Raw genomic sequence first — 19,023 nt, 5'->3', positions numbered from 1 at the left:
GGAGGCAAAAATCATGCGTTTAGATAAATTATTAGCTAATATGGGCTATGGTTCGCGCAAAGAAGTAAAAGTTTTATTGAAACAAAAGGCAGTTACAGTTGAAGGGGAAGTTGTAAAGGATTCAGCGATGCATGTCGATCCCGTTAAGCAAAATGTCGCTGTTTTCGGAGAGCGTGTAGAGTATGTAGAATTTATTTATATTATGATGCATAAACCACCGGGCGTTATTTCTGCGACAGAGGACCGTTATGATCAAACGGTTATTGATTTATTAGATCCATATGTACAGCATTTTCAGCCGTTTCCAGTAGGACGTTTGGATAAAGATACAGAAGGCTTGCTATTAATTACGAATGATGGCAATCTCGCGCATAATTTACTATCACCTAAAAAACATGTGCCAAAATGGTATTATGCAAAAATTGATGGCGTCGTTACAGAAGCAGATATTGAAGCATTTGCAAACGGTGTGATGCTCGATGATGGCTATGAAACAAAACCAGGAGAGTTAGTCATTTTATCATCTGGAGCCGAGTCGGAAATTGAATTGATGATTCAAGAAGGAAAGTTTCATCAGGTGAAGCGCATGTTTGAAGCGGTAGGGAAAAAGGTAACGTATTTAAAACGTATATCGATGGGGCCGTTGCAATTAGATGCAGAGCTTGAACTAGGGGATTACCGTGAATTAACGGAAGAAGAGTTATCGGCATTAATAAAACATAACGCCTAAAAAATTTAGAGGCGCGATAAAAGAGAATGCCCCGACGAAAGGCATTCTCTTTTAGTTTCCCAAAAATTTGAGGAACGAGGGCATAGCTAATGCCATACCCGATTTAACTCCATCCATAAAGTGTTTAACCAATCCATGAATGCAGGAATTACATTGTGAAGCTGATCGACACCTTATCATATGTTTGAGGCAAATTCATGCCTTTTCACATCAATTACGCCTCGGCTAATTTTAGTCCAGATTTTTTCGAGGGCCCACAGGACGTGGGTCAGTTAGCCGTTGTCACACGATGTGACGTTTTTAGGCTGGCTTCCTTTTTCCCTTAAAAATCTGTGACATCAGCCGGGGCTTAACTTGATTCAGCGGGGTTTGAGCCCCCACTGAAGTAGAATTGTCTATTAAACATTCATTCCCTACTTATAGGAGTAGGGGAATTCAGCTGAATCAAGTTTAATAAGAATCAGCCGCTATTACTATTCTAAGATGTCATTTTCACTTTTTTCTTCGTCGTTGTCCATTTACCTCGACTTGGGCTTACAACCAAGTCATTGAAGGCTAACACATTCAAATCCCTTTGAATGGTGCGAGGAGTGATGTTAAACTCTTCGACCAAATCCTGTGTAGTCACTTCACCTTTATTTAAGATAAACATATACACGTCTTTAATACGATTAAGCATTCTGTCAGTAGTTGGTTTCAAAAAAACCACTCCTTCGATCTTAATTCTCATGGCATAAGACTAGCGGACGACAAATATTTGTGCGGAGTGCACTGAGGACTTAATTGATTGCCTTAGACAGCCCCTTTTCTAAAAGTTTGGTCAGAATGATTGTTCTGACACAAACATTATAGCGAAAAATTAAGTATATTTCCATAATTGAAACCGATTTGTTAATATTTTTACCGAAAATTCATATACTTTAATTTTATTCAACAATTTGAATTTAATACCTATAAATTAGAATATAGGAGTAATGAGCCATAAAATGTCGATTTTTCACTGTAATCTCATCGATATGTATCTTATTTTAAAGGTAGAAGAAACAGATTTCTAACTATAATATTCAGAAAATACGAAAAACATTTTAAATTTAAATAATTATCGTGTATAATTGGTATAGACAACTATACCGAGTTGTAACGAGTGGCATATATCATAGTGAACAATATAGAAGGAGGAACATTGATGGAAACATTGCTCATTAAGAACATTACGATCGTCAATAGTGATGAAAGACAAGAATTATGCGACCTCTTTATCGAAAATGGAAAAATTACTGAAATGGGTCCACTTTTAAAAAAAGTAGCGACACGGACGATTGATTGTCAGCAACAAGCATTATTTTTACTTCCTGGTTTTATCGATATTCACATTCACGGAGCGAATGGTTTTGATACGATGGATAGTTCACAGCAAGCATTGGAAGGAATAGCGAAACATTTAGTAAAAGAGGGTGTAACAAGTTTTTTAGCAACGACGATGACCCAATCAACGGAAAATATTGAGGCTGCTTTAATCAATGTGAAAAACTATGAAGACCATTTTGAAGGTGCAGGGCTTTTAGGTATTCACGTTGAAGGTCCCTTTTTATCGGTTAAGCGCGCTGGTGCACAGCCAGTCGAGTTTATGCAATCACCCTCCATATCATTACTTGAGCGCTGGCATGAGTTAAGTGGTGGCTTCATAAAAATTATGACCGTTGCGCCAGAATTAGAAAATGGATTGGCGTTTGTAAAGAAGCTGCGCAACCTTAACATTATTGCTTCTATGGGACATACGGATGCAACGATGGATGAAGTGCAAACAGCTGTTGAAGCAGGTGTAACACAAGCAACCCATTTATTTAATCAAATGCGCCCATTCCATCATCGCGAGCCAGGGGTAGTAGGTGCAGCTTTGCAAGATGATAACGTATTCGTTGAGTTAATTGTTGATTTTATTCATAGTCACCCAAAAGCTGTAAACTTAGTTTATAAAGTGAAAGGGGCTAAGCAAATCATTTTAATAACAGATGCGATGAGGGCAAAGGGATTGCCTGATGGTGAATATGATTTAGGTGGTCAAATCGCTTATGTGACGAAAAACGAGGCGCGGTTAGAAGATGGTGCACTCGCAGGGAGTATATTGACGATGGAGCAAGCTGTGAAAAACATGAAAGCGGTTACGGGGTGTAGTTTAGAGGATATTGTTGCGATGACCTCGTACAATGCGGCACAGCAATTGGGTGTTACAAAAAAAGGGCGTATCGCTGTTAGCTATGATGCGGATTTCGTAATAATCGATCGTGAATTAAGCGTGCATAAAACAATTCGCCAAGGACAAGTTGTTTATGAAAAAACCTGAAATTGAGAGGTGTTAATGATGCATACAAAGATAGATAAAAACGCTAGAATCCCAATTTACGGTCAAATAGAAGAAATTTTAAAGCAAAGCATTTATTCAAAGTTTTATAAAGTTGGAGAAAATATTCCTTCTGAACGAGAGCTTTCAGTGCAATTTGATGTAAGCCGAATGACAGTTAGACAAGCCATTACGAACTTAGTAAATAGTGGTCTACTTTATCGCGAAAAAGGGCGAGGAACATATGTAGCGAACCCAAAACTAGAGCAACCAATGACAGGGCTGCGGAGTTTTTCAGAAGATATGATCGCGCGGGGGATGACACCAAGCAGTAAAGTATTGCGATTTGAAAAAATAATTCCGTCGATTGATATAGCGAATGATTTATTTTTAGAGCCGGGAGTCGAGGTGTTTTACATTGTACGTATTCGAAGTGCCGATAATAAACCAATGGGTATCGAGCACGCCTATATACCTGTAAGGCTCATGCCTGATTTAAATGAACAAAAAATATCGGGCTCACTATATGCGCTAATTGAAGGGAAATTCCAACAAAAAATTGGCAATGCCGTACAGCAAATAGAAGCTTCCCTCGTGACAAAAGATGAAAGTAAACATTTAAAAATAAGTCCAACTTCCACTGTGTTAAATATTAAGCGGATTAGTTATTTGAGTGACGGCTTTCCGTTTGAAGTAGTAGAAAGTACGTACCGTGCAGATAGCTATAAATTTATAAGTGAGATTAAAAGATGAATTGATGTCAAAAAATGCACATCAAAATCAAATTAGATAAATGGGGGAATCGATTATGGAAAAAACGTTTAAAATTACTGCACCTGAAGGACTTCATGCGCGCCCTGCTGCATTGCTTGTATCAGCAGCTACACCATTTTTGGCGGATATTACATTACATTTTAAAGAAAAAGGAGCCAACTTAAAGTCGATTATGGGTGTTATGGCACAAGGGGTTCCTTCAGGTGGTACGGTTGTTATTTCTGCACAAGGAAGCGATGAAGCGGAGGCATTACAGGCGATTGGAGATGTGATTGCTACGAAAGGAATTGGAGAGGAATGTTAGCATTAAAAGGGATTCCTGTGTCAAACGGTGCTGCCATTGCAAAGGCTTATTGTTTAGTAGAGCCTGATTTGTCCTATTCTAAAAAAACATTTCAAAATACTGATGCAGAAATTATGCGATTAAACGAAGCAATCAATCATACAAAAATTGAAATTGAACATATTCAAACGGCTGCTACGCAAAAATATGGGGAAGACAAAGGAGCAATTTTTGGGGCACATCTACTTGTTTTACAAGATCCCGAACTATTTAATGGAGTGGCAGAAAAGATTAAAAGTGGTATGAATGCGGAACAAGCTTTAGATGAAACGACGCAATTTTTCCTTCAAATGTTTGAAGACATGGACAATGATTATATGAAAGAACGTGCCGCGGATATTCGCGATGTTTCAAAGCGAGTAATGGCCCAACTTTTAGGTGTGGAGCTACCAGATTATAGTCGCATTAACGAAGATGTCATTATTGTAGCAAATGATTTAACACCTTCTATGACAACGCAATTGGATTCGACTTATGTAAAGGGATTTATCACAAATGTCGGGGGAAAAACATCGCATACAGCGATTTTGGCAAGAGCAATGGACATCCCAGCGATTGTTGGAGCGAAAAGTGCGACATTGGATATACAGCATGGTGAAGGGTTAATTATGGATGGTTCCACGGGTGAGATTTTTATTAATCCAACGAATGAGTATATTGCACAATATAAACAGTTAGAAGATGAACTCAAGCAATCTAAGCAACAGTTAGAAAAATATAGTCAATTAAAAAGTGTTTCAAAAGATGGGCATGTTGTCGAGCTTGCAGGAAATATTGGGAAGCCGCAAGATGTCGCATCAGTCTTAGCTGTTGGTGGTGAGGGGATAGGTCTTTTTAGAACAGAATTCCTATATATGGACCGACTAGATTTACCAAGTGAGGATGAGCAATTTACATCGTATAAAGAAGTTCTTGAAGCACTAAATGGCAAGCCGGTCGTTGTTCGTACACTTGATATTGGTGGGGATAAAAACTTACCCTATTTAAAATTACCAGAAGAGATGAATCCTTTTTTAGGCTATCGTGCCATTCGTCTTTGTTTGGATCGTCAAGAACTATTCCGTATTCAATTACGAGCATTGCTACGTGCAAGTGTTTATGGCAATTTAAAAATTATGTTTCCGATGATAGCTACATTGGAAGAGTTTCGTATGGCCAAGGTGATTTTAGAAGAGGAAAAAGAGAAGCTGCTAGGGGAGAATATTCCTGTGTCAGAAGAAATTGAAATTGGTTTAATGATTGAAATTCCATCAGCGGCAATGATTGCGGATTTATTTGCAAAAGAAGCCGATTTTTTATCTATTGGTACAAATGATTTAATTCAATACACATTGGCTGTTGATCGCATGAATGAAAATGTATCGTACTTATATCAGCCTTATCATCCTGCCATTTTACGTTTAGTAAAAATGATTATTGATGCGGGGCATGCAGAAGGGAAGTGGGTAGGGATGTGCGGTGAGATGGCAGGAGATTCCATTGCAGTGCCAATATTACTCGCACTAGGTTTAGACGAATTTTCAATGAGCGCGTCATCGATTTTAAGTGTCCGTAGTCAGCTTGTAACTTTAAGTAAAGAGCAGCTCGTTCCGCATATCCAAAATTTACTACAATTGTCCACTGCACAGCAAGTCGAGCGGGTAGTTAAAAATATATTAAAATAACGAATTGATATGAAAGAAAGGTGATGAAATGTTTTGGAAATCAAAAAAGTACCACCTTCTGATTATGAACAAATTTATCGTTTACGTGATTATAGTTTTCCAAGTGTTTATGAGGGCGACAAAAAAGCGGATTTTCACTATTGGGTAGCAAATAGTACAACGCTCGGTGCATATGAACAAAACGAAATAATCGGTCAATTATTAGTGCTGCCGTTAAATATGACTGTCCACGGTGTAAATATACCGATGGGGGGAATTGGCTTTGTTGCAACGTATCCGGAGCATCGGAATAAAGGCGTAATGAAACAATTAATGATAAAAGCATTAGAAAGTATGCGCAGGCAAGGGCAACTAGTTTCAGTGTTAGCACCATTTTCAGTTTCTTTCTATCGTTATTTTGGCTGGGAACTTTTTGTTGATAAAGTGCACTATACAGTTCCACGCACCGCATTTCCGGACTTTGGCAAACAGCTAGATGTCGTCAAACGTTTTAGTTTTTCAGTAAATGATGAACAGCTTTTTAACGATGTACAACAATTTCATAATGCAATATGCGCGAAGAAAAATGGTGCGATGTTGCGTGATGCAGCGTGGTGGAAACGAATTGAACGACGCCAACCAACAAGTCATTTTGCCGTTGTTTATGAACAGCAAGAAGTAATCGGCTATGTTCGCTATATAATCAGTAATTTAACATTTGAAGTGCAAGACTTTATTGTAAAAAATTATTGTGCACATAAGGCTTTATGGCGTTTTATGACCGCTCATGCAGCAAGTGTAGAAAAAATATGTGGTGTTACTTCTGTCGAGGAACAGATGGGCTTCCTATTCCAAGAACCTCAATATAAACGTGAACTGACGCGTGATGTCATGGTTCGAATTGTCGATGTAGAGAAATTTTTGCAGCAATACAATTGGCGAGCGCTTGAAGCAAATTTATATGTGCAAATTACTGATCCGTTTTGTGAATGGAATGAAGCACTTTTTGAAATAAATAAATGTGGAAAAATTTCGAAAGTGAGTGAAGAAAATGTGCGGAAGGCGCATATATTGGAGCTAACAATTAATCATTTGTCTGCATTATTAGTTGGGTATATTACGATGGAACGTTTAGTATATTTAACAAATGTTTCTTGTACAGAGGAAGTTATTCGGCTTTGGGAAAAAGCGATTCCGTCCCAGGCACCTACATTTTACGAATATTTTTGAATGTACTAAAATTTTTTGATTTTTTTACTGGACTATACCAGTTTTTTAAGAAAGGTTCATATCATCACGATTCCGTTATAGACCGCGCGATCTAATTGGTGGAAAATAAAGAATATTATGTAAAAAACATATTGTGGTATAGACCGACAGATGCTATTCTCACTTTAAGAAAGCGATTTCAAGAGGTGCAATCAGAGGACAATAATTCGAATAGGGGTGTGTAAAATGAAAAATATTATGTTAGTTTGTGTAGCGGGTATGAGCACTAGTTTACTTGTTTCAAAAATGCAAAAGGTCGCACAGGAGAAAAATGTAGAAGCACATATTTTCGCAGTTGCCGAAAATGAGGTGGACAAGGTGTTAGCGAGTGAAGAAGTCCATGTTTTGTTGCTAGGTCCACAAGTCCGTTATTTAAAATCTACGTTTGAAACGAAGTATAAAGATTACAATATTCCGATTGATACAATTGCAATGGTTGATTATGGCATGATGAACGGTGATAAAGTATTAGATCACGCATTACAGCTTATCGGATAAGGGGTTTTGACAATGGAGCAAAATGAAATGTTACAAGCAGTGATGGGATTAATCATTCATAGTGGGAATACGAAAAGTGAATGTATGGAAGCGTTGCAACTTGCTAAAACAGGAAAGCATAGCGAGGCAAAGGCAAAAATGGAACTAGCGAATAAAGCACTAATTGAAGCGCATCATTCGCAAACAGGGCTGCTGACAAAAGAGGCAAATGGGGAAAAAGTAGAACTGACGATGCTGTTAATTCATGCACAAGATCATTTGATGAATGCCATTACATTTAGAGATTTGGCAATTGAAATGATTGACCTTTATGAACGTATTTAACTTGCTTCAGCAGAAGCAAGTTAAAGCCTCCGGCGGATGTCACAGATTTTAAAAGGAGAAGGAAGTCAGCCTAAAAACGTCACATCGTGTGACAACGGCTGACTGACCCACGTCCTGTGGGCCCTCGAAAAAAATCTGGACGCAATTACGCCGAGACGTAATTGATGGAATTACCATCTAATTTTAGATGCATCTTATAAAAACAAAGGGGATAGTTGTTATGTTCAAATTTTTAGAAGAAAAATTTGTACCTGTAGCAGCAAGAATTGGGAACCAGCGTCATTTAATTGCAATTCGTGATGGCTTTATCGCGATTATGCCACTGACAATTGCGGGATCACTTGCAGTATTAGTTAATAATTTACCAATCGACTTTTATCAAAACCTGATGAACTCCATTTTCGGTGAAGGAAATTGGACACAGTGGGGCGGAAACATTTGGAATGCTACCTTTGCGATGATTTCTATTTTACTTGCATTTACAATCGCCTATAATTTAGCAAAAGGGTATAATAAAGATGGTCTATCTGCAGGAGTGATGGGACTCGCAGCATATATGACATTTGGTACATTCGGTGATGGTGGATTAACGGGATTAACAACAGGTACAGGTGGAATATTTATTGCCATTATTGTTTCATTACTTTCTTCTGAAATATTTTGTCGATTATCTGGAAATAGTAAACTAATTATTAAAATGCCAGATGGCGTACCACCAGCAGTATCCAAATCATTTGCGGCATTATTTCCGGTAATTATTACGATTAGTATTTTTGCTCTTGTTCGAACGGTAATTTCAGTTGGATTGGAAATACCTGATATTATTGGTTCGTTTTATTCGGCAGTACAAGAGCCGTTCATGGGCTTAACAAACACTTGGACAGCGGGGCTCATTATCGCATTTATTCCAGCATTTTTATGGACATTAGGTGTACACGGTGCAAATATTATTGATCCGTTCATGCAAACAATTAATGCAGACGCAATTGCTGCAAATATGGCCGCAATTGAAGCTGGAAAAACAGCACCTTATATTATCAACAAACCATTCTTTGATGCATTTGTTAATATGGGTGGTTCAGGAACAACGATCGCATTAATTATCGCAATATTCATATTTGCTAGAAAAAACAAACAATACAGTACCGTCGGAAAACTTTCAGCAGGACCAGGTTTATTTAACATTAATGAACCGCTACTATTCGGACTTCCAATTGTATTAAATCCAATTTTATTCATTCCGTTTATTTTAACGCCAATGGTCAATGTATCGATTGCATATTTCGCTACGAAAATGGGATTTGTACCTGTTGCAACAGTTGTCGCGCCTTGGACAATTCCTCCTGTTATAAACGGCTTTTTAGTAACACAACATTGGAGTGGTGCGGTATTAAGTTTATTACTTCTTATCATTTCGGTATTAATTTATTTACCATTTATCGCAATGGCGAATCGTGTTGCGAAAAATAATGAGCAAAAAGTGAACTAGTGTATGGAGGTATTGCAATGAGAAGGCTTGGAATCGCTGTTTATCCGCAGCATAGCACAGTAGAAGAACTACAAGCTTATATTCAGCTTGCACACAGTAACGGCTTTGATCGAATTTTTACTTGCTTAATGTCATTATCAAATGAACAAGAACTAAAAAAGCTACAGCAAGTCAATGCATTTGCAAAAAGTTTAGGCTTTGATATTTCCGCAGATATTGCGCCATCTGTGTTTCAAGAGTTAGGAAAAACGTACCGCGATATTAGTTATTTTAAAGAACAATTTCATGTGTCGGCATTACGTCTAGATATGGGCTTTAGTGGGCAAGAGGAGGCATTTATGTCTCTTGATAAAAGCAATATAAAAGTAGAATTAAATATAAGTAATGGTACGAAATATGTTGAAACGATATTGTCCTATGAAGCAAATCGAGATAATTTATTAGGCTGTCATAATTTTTATCCAAGAAAATATACAGCCCTTTCTCGTCCGCACTTTTTAGCAACATCGCAACTATTTAAAGCGCAACATATTCGTACAGCTGCGATGATTAGTTCGCAAAATGGAAAATTTGGACCGTGGGAAGAGACGTTGCACGGGCTACCAACATTAGAGGAACACCGCAATTTACCGATTACTGTACAGGCAAAGGATTTGTGGAATACCGGCTTAATCGATGATTTAATAATTGGCAATATGTTTGCCTCAGAGCAGGAGCTGCAGGCACTGGGCAAATTAAATCGTCAAAAACTAGAGCTGCAAGTAAGGCCTGTAGCAGCAATCACTAATATCGAGAAAACAATCGTATTTGATGAACCCCATTTTAATCGTGGAGATGTGTCAGAATACATGATTCGTAGTACACAATCACGCGTGAAGTTTAATCAGGAAGACTTTCCAGCGCATACAGTGGAACGACTAGGTTTCGGCGATGTGACAATCGATAATAATGAAGATATTCGGTATAAAGGGGAGCTGCAAATTGTCCTCAAGGAGATGCCAAATGAAGGGACAACAAACATTGTTGGAACAATTGTAGAGGAAGAGAAATTTTTAGTTCAACATATTAAGCCGTGGCAATCGTTTAGTTTCGTTAAATAACCGCATAAGAAAGGGTGGGGCAATCTATTTTGCCCGATCCTTTTGTTTGAATAATGATAAAGGGGGCAAGGAAATGGTGAATCAGATAGAAGTTATCGAGGATCATGGTCAGCTTTATACACGTGCATTAGAAATTATTGCAGATCAACTAAAAGATGGTGCTAAAGTGTTTGGATTAGCGACTGGCGGCACAATGTTACCTTTGTATGAAGAAATTTGTAAAAGCGATTTAGATTTTACGCAATGTACAAGTTTTAATTTAGATGAATATGTTGGTTTAGCAAAAGAGCATCCTGAAAGCTATCATAGCTATATGAAAGAACAATTATTTCAGAGTAAACCGTTTAAACAATCTTTTTTACCAGATGGGCAATCGCAAAATAGTCAGGCAGAGGCACAGCGTTATGAGGAGTTATTAAAGGAAAAAGGGCAAGATTTCCAGCTGTTAGGTTTAGGTGAAAATGGTCATATAGGCTTTAACGAACCCGGCACGGCTTTTACGAGTGAAACGCATATTGTCCAGCTCCAACAATCAACACGTGAGGCAAATGCACGCTTTTTTAATTCGATTGATGAAGTACCGAGCTACGCGATTACGATGGGAATTCACTCGATTTTACGTGCTAAAAAGATTTTAGTGATTGCGCTTGGAGAGAAAAAACGAGTAGCTCTCGAAGCTTTAAGAAGTGGGACGCAAACAGAACAAATACCTGCAACTAGCTTACAAAAACATCCGAATGTGACGGTTTTAACAGATATTCATATAGACTAGGTATTTGAGTGAAGCATTCTAAAGAGGGATGCTTCATTTTTTATTGGAGTTACTTACAACACAGAAATGGACTACATATAGTTCTAAGTAGTATGATTAGTTAGGAATATAAAAATGAATTTTCAAAATCATTTAGCAATACATAATTAAATGAAGGAGTGCTTAGATGGACTGGCTAAAAATTGCCGAATCAAGACAAGAAGAACTCGTGAAAGAATTACAACAACTCATTCAAATTGAAAGTATATTAGATGAACAGCATACATCTAAGGAAATGCCATTTGGACCTGGTCCGCGTGCAGCACTTGATTTTATGCTTGCTAATGGACAGCAACAAGGCATGAAGACAAAAGATGTCGACCATATGGCTGGGCATATCGAAATGGGCGAGGGTGACGAGTTAATTGGTGTCCTTTGTCACGTAGATGTAGTGCCAGCAGGAGACCCAGCTACTTGGACATATCCACCTTTTTCAGGACAAGTTGAAGGTGGAAAGCTTTTTGGCCGTGGTGCAATTGATGATAAGGGACCAACGATGGCGGCTTGGCTTGCGATGAAAATGATTCAAGATGAAGGCATCGAATTAACGAAACGTGTCCGTATGATTATTGGGACGGATGAAGAAAGCGGCTTCCGTTGTGTGGATCGGTATTTTGAACAAGAAGAGATGCCAACTGTTGGATTTGCACCGGACGCAGATTTTCCGTTAATTAATGCTGAAAAAGGAATTGCACATCTTGTGTTTAGTTTAAAAGGTGAAAAATCAGGACGCGGGCAACTCCTAACATTTGAAGCTGGAAAACGTATTAATATGGTGCCAGAGCAAGCAATTGTAACAATAAAAACGGTACAAAAGGATACAAAAGCGAATTTTGAGCGATTTATAGCAGAAAATCGTTTAGAAGGGTCTTACATTGAGTCGAATGAAGAGGCTATAATAACGATTAAAGGAAAATCTGCACATGCTATGGAGCCAGAAAAAGGACGAAATGCTGCAGTCTATTTAGCAAAATTTTTACAAGCTATTTTAGTCGAAGGACAAGATGCCGATTTCATCAAGTTTATTGTTCAACTTTTTGACGAGGATCATTACGGCTCGATGCTTCAATTAAACTTTGAAGATGCAATGTCGGGACCTACTACATTGAATCCAGGTATTTTGAAATACGATGAAAATGGTGGTTTTGTTGAAGTAAGTATGCGTTATTCTGTCTCCTATCCTTTTGAACAAAAAATGACAACTGCACAACAAATGCTACAAGGGCAACCATTTACATTGGATGTAGTAGGGAATTCGAAGCCACATTATGTAAGTGAAGAAGATGAGTCCGTGCAAACGCTGCTGGAAGTGTACCAAAAGTATAGTGGGGATTTCTCAAAGCCGCTATCAACTGGTGGTGGAACGTATGCCCGTGTTATGAAAAAAGGTGTCGCCTTTGGAATGCTGTTTCCTGGCGAGCCGGACGTGGCGCATCAAGCGGATGAATTTGTTGTCATTGAAAATTTAGTAAAAGCAGCTGCCATTTATGCAGAAGCCATTGTAAGATTAGCAAGTAAATAATAAATAGAGGATGATAAAAATGGGTTATAGCTTATGGAATGATCAAATCGTAAAAGATGAAGAAGTAGTAGTTGATAAGGAAGACCGCGGTTATCAATTTGGTGATGGGGTTTACGAAGTAGTAAAAGTATACAATGGTGAATTATTTACAGCGGAAGAGCATATCGATCGTTTTTATGTGAGTGCTGAAAAAATCCGCATGACAATACCGTATACAAAAGACAAATTACATCAATTAATCCACGAGTTAGTTGAGAAAAATAATATTGAAACAGGACATGTATATTTCCAAATTACGCGTGGTGCAGGCCCTCGTAATCATATTTTCCCTGGTGATGAAGTGAAGCCAGTATTAACAGGGAATGCAAAGGAAAACCCACGTCCAGTTGCGAACTTTGAAAACGGTGTGAAAGCAACATTTGTGGAAGATATTCGTTGGTTACGTTGCGATATAAAGTCATTAAATTTACTTGGCGCGGTACTTGCAAAACAAGAAGCAACTGAAAAAGGTTGCTATGAAGCGATTTTACATCGTGGAGAAACGGTAACAGAAGGTTCTTCTTCTAATATTTATGGAATTAAAGATGGCGTATTATACACACACCCAGCAAATAATTTCATCTTGAACGGGATTACACGCCAAGTCATTATTAAATGTGCGGCTGAAATTGGCTTAACGGTAAAGGAAGAAGCAATGACGAAAACTCAGCTTCTTGCAATGGATGAAGTCATTGTTTCGTCAACAACTTCAGAAGTAACACCAATGATCGAAGTGGATGGTACAGTGATTGGTACTGGGAAACCAGGTGACTGGACACGTAAACTACAAGCGCAATTTGATACGAAAATCCCAACAGGTATTCGTTCATAATAATGAATTTAGCAAATAGAGAGTTGCAAACTAGCAATTCTCTATTTTTTTTGGTCAATAACCTGTAAGATATGAAATAATGACAACTAGATATAAGTAGGGAGTAGAGTATTATGGCTCAGTTAGTAAAAATTCAAGATTATATTTCGCGCTATGAAACGGACTTGACACGTTATCCTACTCAATTTATTCGCTTAAAGCAAAGCCAATGGGATCGCGTCAAATACCAATGGCAATCAGGTGAAGTAATTGAGCGTTGGGAACAAGACTTGGTAGATGAAGTAGAAGAACCAAAAAAGGCTTCTATTTTTCAAAAGATTTTTTCATTTAATAAGGCAAAAGAGGACGAAGGAAATAGTGAAGAGGTAGATGTTGCCGACGAATTACTAGTGGACGGGGATGCGATTCCCGAGGAAAGTACGACATTACTGTTTGAACCGAATATTGTCTATGCACCGAATACAATAGAAGAGTTAAAGAAAATGTTTATCGACCAATTTTTCCACTTTCAAATGAAGTGGGCAAGTTCGACGTTACGTGAAAAATCTTATGTAGATCCAAAATATATGCGTGATACATTGTTGCGTGCGATGCTACAAACATTGCCAGACACGTATTTAATGTTTTACTTTCCGATTTTACGCGTCAAAAAAGCACCGATTGAATTAGATATTATGATTATGACACCAACGGAATGCATATGTGTGACATTGTTAGAACAAGAGGATCAAGCTGTATATATCGGAACAAGTGAACGATTTTGGGATAAAAAGGTGGGGAAAGTGGATAAAAAAGTGCTAAGTCCGCTTATTCAATTAAATCGCATGGAAAAAGTAGTCGAGCAATTGTTTGTGGAAAACGGTATTGATTTCCCAATTAGAAAAGTATTATTAACGCGAAATGGTTATATTGATTATCCAGGTAAAATGTATGGTATTCACCTTGTTGATAAACGAAACTTCCCTGACTGGATGCAAAGTTTACAAAAATCAGTGTCCCCAATGAAGCATATGCAAATTCGTGCAGCTCAAACTATTTTACAGACGGTCCAAACGACATCTTTCAACCGAGATATTTGGAACACGGATAAGGAAGCGGAGTAAATTTGCAACTACACTTTATTGTGAATGCATTTGCGGGCGGGGGACAAGGAAAAGAAGTTTGGCAGCGGTTTGAGCAACAATTAACAATACCATATGAAATCCATTGGACACGCTACTCTGGACATACAAGTGAGATTGCGAAAGAAATTGCACAAGCGACAATGGACCAAGAGAACGTATGCTTGATTGCTGTTGGTGGAGATGGAACAATCCATGAATTAGTAAATGGAGCGGGGATGTACGAACACATTATTATTGGTGTCATTGCAGCTGGTTCTGGAAATGACTTTGCACGAGGTTATGCCGTATTTGAAACGCCTGGGCAAATTGAGCGATTTATTGAAACACGAGATATGACGGTCCATGATTACGGTGTAGCACATTTTAACGAGCAAACGAAAATTTTTGTCAATAATTTTGGCATTGGTTTTGATGCACTAGTAGGCAAACTAACGAATGAATCCCAACTGAAAAAACTATTAAATCGGATAAAGCTAGGGAAGATAAGCTACGCATTTTTTGTTATTTATGCTTTATTTACATTTAAGCCTTTCCAATTAAAGGTGCTACATAACGGGCATGAAAAAAGGTTTAAGGATGTTTGGTTTGTAACTGTAAGCAATCAAAAGTTTTTCGGTGGGGGAATGAATTTATCCCCAACATCTGATACGACTGATGGCATACTTGAGGTAACAGTTGTATCAGAGTTGTCAAAGTGGAAGTTATTGTTTGTTTTCATGACGGTTTACTTTGCAAGGCATACGAAATTAAAGGAAGTTTACCAATTTAGTAGCAATGCCATCACTTTAAAATACGATGCGGCAATTTTAGGACATGCAGACGGAGAAACCCAAATTTTATCGCACGGACATAATACGATTGAGTTTGTCGTAAAAGAAAAAGCATGGAAGTTAGCAAAATAAAAGTAAATAATAAAGCGAAATGGTTCAATTTACGCTATAATATGGACAATGTACAACATAGAAATGAGGATTTATTCGTGAGATTAAGACATAAACCATGGGCAGTAGAATTTATTGATGCACATACAGATGTGGTAATTCCAAACCCAGAAGCACATAAAACAAAATGGCGTGAAGTATTCGGAAATGATAATCCTGTTCATATCGAAGTAGGAACAGGGAAAGGGCAATTTGTTCTAGGAATGGCCCTGCAAAATCCAGATATTAACTATATTGGTATCGAATTATTCGATAGTGTCATTGTGTGCGCATTAGAAAAAGTAATTGAGGCCGAAAAGCCAGCCAATTTACGCTTATTAAAAGTAAATGGTGAAAAATTAGAAGAGTTTTTTGAAAAAGGCGATGTCAATCGTGTGTACTTGAATTTCTCGGATCCTTGGCCAAAAGCGCGCCATGCAAAACGTCGCTTAACGCATGAAGGCTTCCTGAAATTATATGAAAATGTTTTAATTGATAATGGTGAAATTCACTTTAAAACGGATAACCGTGGTCTTTTTGAATATTCATTAGTTAGTATGAATGAGTATGGCATGGCATTAAATTATGTATCATTAGATTTACATGCTGAAATGCCAGAGGACAATGTAATGACAGAGTATGAAGAGAAGTTTTCTTCATTAGGTCAGCCAATTTATCGATTAGAATGTCAGTTCAAATTGAATAAATAATTGTTTCAAGGGGGAGAAATGGATGGATTCTTACGTATTTCATAACATGACATTAACTTGGTTAAATGGTGGTGTTACAGCACTTGATGGCGGGGCGATGTTTGGGGTAGTGCCTAAAGCGCTATGGTCGCGCAAATATCCAGTAAATGAATTGAATCAAATTGAATTAGCTTGTGAACCGATTTTAATTCAATATGAAGGCAAAAATTATTTAATTGATACAGGTGTGGGTGCTGGCAAGTTAACCGAAAAGCAATTGCGTAACTTCGGTGTTTCAGAGGAATCAACTATCGAACAAAGCTTGGCTCAACTCGACATAAAGCCAGAGCAAATTGATGTGATTTTAATGACACACTTACATTTCGATCATGCAGGTGGTTTAACGAAATGGATAGGCGATACGTTAGTACCGATATTTCCAAATGCGGTAATCTACACAACGCAAACGGAATGGGATGAAATGCAGAATCCAAATATCCGTTCGAAAAACACGTATTGGAAAGAAAATTGGGAGCCTGTGCAACATTTAGTGAAAACATTTGAAGGGGAGCTAGAAGTAGCCCCTGGTTTAAAAATGATTCATACAGGTGGGCATAGTGATGGACATGCCATTATCCGCATCGAGCAAAATGGCGAGGTCTTATTGCATATGGCCGACATTATGCCGACGCATGCACATCAAAATCCTTTATGGGTGCTTGCTTATGATGATTATCCGATGACGAGTGTATTTGCAAAGGAAAAGTTATTAAAAGAAGCGCTAGAAAATGGCTATCGTTTTATTTTTTATCACGATGCATATTTCCGCATGATTCAGTGGGATGCGAGCGGGAAAAATATTGTGGATAGCTTGAAGCGAACAAACGAGGCAATGATTCAATTTAAATAATAAGAAGAAATGTAGAAACGTTTATGTGAAGCGTTTCTACATTTTTTTGTATCGAAAAATGCCTACTGATCTAAGTCAGATAGGCATTTTGAATTGCGAACAGTTTTTTTGAGCGTTACGTTAAACTTGCTTTAATTCAACTACAGCGCCTGAACGAGCATCGGCTGCGAATTCGAAGTTTTCCATTTCGCCGTCCATCATGCGAGAAATACCACCGCGATAAACAGGTGTTTCGGTGAAGCCATTGTTAAATTGCTCCGTTTTCATATAAATCCAAGAGCCATCAATGGGTGCTTGTTTTTTAAATTCGTCTTTAATCGTTGTTAAAATGTTATTTGGTGATTGGTAAGGTGAAACGCGTTCACTCATTTCCTTAATGATGACAGCGGCCGCTAAACCCGTAACAACACCAAGTGCAAAATCTTTCATTTTCATACAAATAACCCCCTCAAATAATAAACTACTATCACTTTAACATACTGTTATTTCGGTGTACAAAAAAATAGAAGGTTCGATTTACGAAATACTCCTAAAATTTATGTTATAATGAGAAAAATTCAAAATTTTACGAGGTGTTTATAATGAATCAAGATACACTTGCGATGTTTAAAACATTAACAGAATTACCTGGCGCTCCAGGAAATGAACGAGCAGTTCGTCAGTTTATGCGCGAACAACTAACGCCGTACGCAGATGAGATTATTCAAGACAAGTTAGGTGGGATTTTCGGCGTTCGCAAAGCACAAGATGAAAATGCACCGAAAATTTTAGTTGCGGGTCATATGGATGAAGTTGGATTCATGGTCACTTCGATTACAGATAATGGAATGCTGCGCTTTCAAACATTAGGTGGCTGGTGGAATCAAGTGATGCTTGCACAGCGTGTAACTGTTTATACAAAAGACCGTGAAATTCCAGGAGTTATTGCTTCAATTCCTCCGCATTTATTAACTGATGCAGAGCGTGCCAAGCCAATGGAAATTAAAAATATGTTAATTGATATCGGTGCTGATTCGAAAGAGGATGCGCATAATATGGGCGTACGTGCAGGTCAATCCATTATCCCAATTTGTCCATTTACACCAATGGCCAATCCGAAAAAAATTATGGCAAAAGCTTGGGATAACCGTTATGGCTGTGGTTTAGCGATTGAATTATTAAAAGAATTACATGGCGAAGAAGTGAAGAGTCATATTTATTCAGGGGCAAATGTAATGGAAGAAGTCGGATTACGTGGCGCAGCTGTATCTGCGAATATGATTCAGCCAGATTTATTTTTTGCGCTTGACGCTTCACCAGCAAATGATACGTCTGGTGACAAAAATCAATTTGGTCAATTAGGAAACGGCCCGTTATTACGTATTTTCGATCGTTCAATGGTAACACATCGCGGCATGCGTGAATTTGTATTAGATACAGCGGAATCAAATAATATCCCGTATCAATATTTCGTTTCTCCTGGTGGAACAGATGCTGGTCGTGTACATACACAAAACGACGGAATTCCATCAGCAGTTATTGGAATTTGTTCACGTTATATTCATACATCCGCGTCTATTATTCATGTAGATGACTACGCTGCAGCAAAAGAATTATTAGTGAAGCTTATCAAGTCCGCAGATCGCTCGACAATTGAGTCAATTAAAGCAAACGTATAAAAAATAT

The 19,023-nt window shown here is 38.0% G+C and carries 20 protein-coding genes; 18 read left to right on the top strand and 2 right to left on the bottom strand.

Annotated elements, in window-relative coordinates:
• The first annotated feature begins 13 nt into the window (after positions 1 to 13).
• Positions 14 to 730, top strand: coding sequence for a pseudouridine synthase (locus tag MHI10_RS16140; protein WP_340787237.1), 717 nt, complete (start codon positions 14 to 16; stop codon positions 728 to 730).
• Positions 731 to 1,208: 478 nt separating this feature from the next.
• Here MHI10_RS16140 and MHI10_RS16135 read toward each other — a convergent pair whose 3' ends face one another.
• Positions 1,209 to 1,430: a DeoR family transcriptional regulator gene (locus MHI10_RS16135; RefSeq protein WP_057989039.1), complete on the bottom strand. Its 222-nt coding sequence runs from the start codon at positions 1,428 to 1,430 to the stop codon at positions 1,209 to 1,211.
• 486 nt (positions 1,431 to 1,916) lie between these two features.
• On the opposite strand from MHI10_RS16135, the gene nagA reads away from it, so the two are divergent.
• The 16 genes from nagA to MHI10_RS16055 all read left to right on the top strand — a co-directional run bounded on the left by nagA (position 1,917) and on the right by MHI10_RS16055 (position 17,358).
• Positions 1,917 to 3,074 (top strand): N-acetylglucosamine-6-phosphate deacetylase, encoded by a 1,158-nt coding sequence (nagA, locus tag MHI10_RS16130; protein ID WP_340787231.1) that lies wholly within the window; start codon positions 1,917 to 1,919, stop codon positions 3,072 to 3,074.
• Positions 3,075 to 3,089: 15 nt separating this feature from the next.
• Complete coding sequence (locus tag MHI10_RS16125) at positions 3,090 to 3,824, top strand: GntR family transcriptional regulator (protein ID WP_445683192.1); 735 nt, start codon at positions 3,090 to 3,092, stop codon at positions 3,822 to 3,824.
• A gap of 55 nt (positions 3,825 to 3,879) precedes the next feature.
• Positions 3,880 to 4,149 (top strand): HPr family phosphocarrier protein, encoded by a 270-nt coding sequence (locus MHI10_RS16120; protein ID WP_445683191.1) that lies wholly within the window; start codon positions 3,880 to 3,882, stop codon positions 4,147 to 4,149.
• Positions 4,143 to 5,852 carry a phosphoenolpyruvate--protein phosphotransferase gene (gene ptsP, locus MHI10_RS16115; protein ID WP_340787227.1) on the top strand — a complete coding sequence of 570 codons (1,710 nt, stop codon included), beginning with the start codon at positions 4,143 to 4,145 and terminating at the stop codon, positions 5,850 to 5,852. Before MHI10_RS16120 ends, ptsP begins: the two co-directional genes overlap by 7 nt.
• A 33-nt stretch (positions 5,853 to 5,885) precedes the next feature.
• The gene (locus MHI10_RS16110) at positions 5,886 to 7,061 is read left to right on the top strand and encodes a GNAT family N-acetyltransferase (RefSeq protein ID WP_340787226.1); all 1,176 of its coding nucleotides are present in this window, start codon (positions 5,886 to 5,888) and stop codon (positions 7,059 to 7,061) included.
• A 225-nt stretch (positions 7,062 to 7,286) separates the two neighbouring features.
• Positions 7,287 to 7,598, top strand: a complete 312-nt coding sequence (locus MHI10_RS16105) for a PTS sugar transporter subunit IIB (protein WP_340787223.1) — start codon at positions 7,287 to 7,289, stop codon at positions 7,596 to 7,598.
• Positions 7,599 to 7,610: 12 nt separating this feature from the next.
• Complete coding sequence (locus MHI10_RS16100; RefSeq protein ID WP_340787221.1) at positions 7,611 to 7,922, top strand: PTS lactose/cellobiose transporter subunit IIA; 312 nt, start codon at positions 7,611 to 7,613, stop codon at positions 7,920 to 7,922.
• 220 nt (positions 7,923 to 8,142) lie between these two features.
• Positions 8,143 to 9,411, top strand: coding sequence for a PTS sugar transporter subunit IIC (locus tag MHI10_RS16095; RefSeq protein ID WP_340787219.1), 1,269 nt, complete (start codon positions 8,143 to 8,145; stop codon positions 9,409 to 9,411).
• 17 nt (positions 9,412 to 9,428) lie between these two features.
• Complete coding sequence (locus tag MHI10_RS16090; protein ID WP_340787218.1) at positions 9,429 to 10,511, top strand: DUF871 domain-containing protein; 1,083 nt, start codon at positions 9,429 to 9,431, stop codon at positions 10,509 to 10,511.
• Positions 10,512 to 10,584: 73 nt separating this feature from the next.
• On the top strand, positions 10,585 to 11,283 hold the full coding sequence (locus tag MHI10_RS16085; protein WP_340787216.1) for a glucosamine-6-phosphate deaminase: 699 nt from the start codon (positions 10,585 to 10,587) through the stop codon (positions 11,281 to 11,283).
• Between the two features lie 166 nt (positions 11,284 to 11,449).
• A complete protein-coding gene (gene pepV / locus MHI10_RS16080; RefSeq protein ID WP_340787213.1) occupies positions 11,450 to 12,844 on the top strand; it encodes a dipeptidase PepV in 1,395 nt (464 codons plus the stop codon).
• Between the two features lie 19 nt (positions 12,845 to 12,863).
• A complete protein-coding gene (gene dat / locus MHI10_RS16075) occupies positions 12,864 to 13,715 on the top strand; it encodes a D-amino-acid transaminase (RefSeq protein WP_340787211.1) in 852 nt (283 codons plus the stop codon).
• Positions 13,716 to 13,828: 113 nt separating this feature from the next.
• Positions 13,829 to 14,818: an NERD domain-containing protein gene (locus MHI10_RS16070; RefSeq protein WP_340787208.1), complete on the top strand. Its 990-nt coding sequence runs from the start codon at positions 13,829 to 13,831 to the stop codon at positions 14,816 to 14,818.
• Positions 14,819 to 14,820: 2 nt separating this feature from the next.
• On the top strand, positions 14,821 to 15,741 hold the full coding sequence (locus MHI10_RS16065) for a diacylglycerol/lipid kinase family protein (RefSeq protein WP_340787206.1): 921 nt from the start codon (positions 14,821 to 14,823) through the stop codon (positions 15,739 to 15,741).
• A 77-nt stretch (positions 15,742 to 15,818) separates the two neighbouring features.
• On the top strand, positions 15,819 to 16,469 hold the full coding sequence (gene trmB / locus MHI10_RS16060; protein WP_340787204.1) for a tRNA (guanosine(46)-N7)-methyltransferase TrmB: 651 nt from the start codon (positions 15,819 to 15,821) through the stop codon (positions 16,467 to 16,469).
• A 22-nt stretch (positions 16,470 to 16,491) separates the two neighbouring features.
• The gene (locus MHI10_RS16055; RefSeq protein ID WP_340787202.1) at positions 16,492 to 17,358 is read left to right on the top strand and encodes a YtnP family quorum-quenching lactonase; all 867 of its coding nucleotides are present in this window, start codon (positions 16,492 to 16,494) and stop codon (positions 17,356 to 17,358) included.
• Positions 17,359 to 17,478: 120 nt separating this feature from the next.
• Here the strand turns inward: MHI10_RS16055 and MHI10_RS16050 are convergent, their stop codons facing one another.
• The gene (locus MHI10_RS16050; protein WP_340787199.1) at positions 17,479 to 17,793 is read right to left on the bottom strand and encodes a hypothetical protein; all 315 of its coding nucleotides are present in this window, start codon (positions 17,791 to 17,793) and stop codon (positions 17,479 to 17,481) included.
• 146 nt (positions 17,794 to 17,939) lie between these two features.
• Here MHI10_RS16050 and MHI10_RS16045 point away from each other — a divergent pair, with 146 nt between their 5' ends.
• Positions 17,940 to 19,016: a M42 family metallopeptidase gene (locus MHI10_RS16045; protein WP_340787197.1), complete on the top strand. Its 1,077-nt coding sequence runs from the start codon at positions 17,940 to 17,942 to the stop codon at positions 19,014 to 19,016.
• Positions 19,017 to 19,023 lie beyond the last annotated feature (7 nt).

The sequence above is a fragment of the Solibacillus sp. FSL K6-1523 genome (assembly GCF_038005225.1).
Lineage (GTDB): Bacteria > Bacillota > Bacilli > Bacillales_A > Planococcaceae > Solibacillus.
This window is presented reverse-complemented; position numbering and strand designations above follow the sequence as displayed.

Excerpts from the sequence above, each read along its gene's own strand:
- MHI10_RS16140 (WP_340787237.1), top strand. The coding sequence starts at position 14 with ATGCGTTTAGATAAATTATTAGCTAATATGGGCTATGGTTCGCGCAAA.
- nagA (WP_340787231.1), top strand. The coding sequence starts at position 1,917 with ATGGAAACATTGCTCATTAAGAACATTACGATCGTCAATAGTGATGAA.
- MHI10_RS16125 (WP_445683192.1), top strand. The coding sequence starts at position 3,090 with ATGATGCATACAAAGATAGATAAAAACGCTAGAATCCCAATTTACGGT.
- MHI10_RS16120 (WP_445683191.1), top strand. The coding sequence starts at position 3,880 with ATGGAAAAAACGTTTAAAATTACTGCACCTGAAGGACTTCATGCGCGC.
- ptsP (WP_340787227.1), top strand. The coding sequence starts at position 4,143 with ATGTTAGCATTAAAAGGGATTCCTGTGTCAAACGGTGCTGCCATTGCA.
- MHI10_RS16105 (WP_340787223.1), top strand. The coding sequence starts at position 7,287 with ATGAAAAATATTATGTTAGTTTGTGTAGCGGGTATGAGCACTAGTTTA.
- MHI10_RS16100 (WP_340787221.1), top strand. The coding sequence starts at position 7,611 with ATGGAGCAAAATGAAATGTTACAAGCAGTGATGGGATTAATCATTCAT.
- MHI10_RS16095 (WP_340787219.1), top strand. The coding sequence starts at position 8,143 with ATGTTCAAATTTTTAGAAGAAAAATTTGTACCTGTAGCAGCAAGAATT.
- MHI10_RS16090 (WP_340787218.1), top strand. The coding sequence starts at position 9,429 with ATGAGAAGGCTTGGAATCGCTGTTTATCCGCAGCATAGCACAGTAGAA.
- MHI10_RS16085 (WP_340787216.1), top strand. The coding sequence starts at position 10,585 with ATGGTGAATCAGATAGAAGTTATCGAGGATCATGGTCAGCTTTATACA.
- pepV (WP_340787213.1), top strand. The coding sequence starts at position 11,450 with ATGGACTGGCTAAAAATTGCCGAATCAAGACAAGAAGAACTCGTGAAA.
- dat (WP_340787211.1), top strand. The coding sequence starts at position 12,864 with ATGGGTTATAGCTTATGGAATGATCAAATCGTAAAAGATGAAGAAGTA.
- MHI10_RS16070 (WP_340787208.1), top strand. The coding sequence starts at position 13,829 with ATGGCTCAGTTAGTAAAAATTCAAGATTATATTTCGCGCTATGAAACG.
- MHI10_RS16055 (WP_340787202.1), top strand. The coding sequence starts at position 16,492 with ATGGATTCTTACGTATTTCATAACATGACATTAACTTGGTTAAATGGT.
- MHI10_RS16050 (WP_340787199.1), bottom strand. The coding sequence starts at position 17,793 with ATGAAAATGAAAGATTTTGCACTTGGTGTTGTTACGGGTTTAGCGGCC.
- MHI10_RS16045 (WP_340787197.1), top strand. The coding sequence starts at position 17,940 with ATGAATCAAGATACACTTGCGATGTTTAAAACATTAACAGAATTACCT.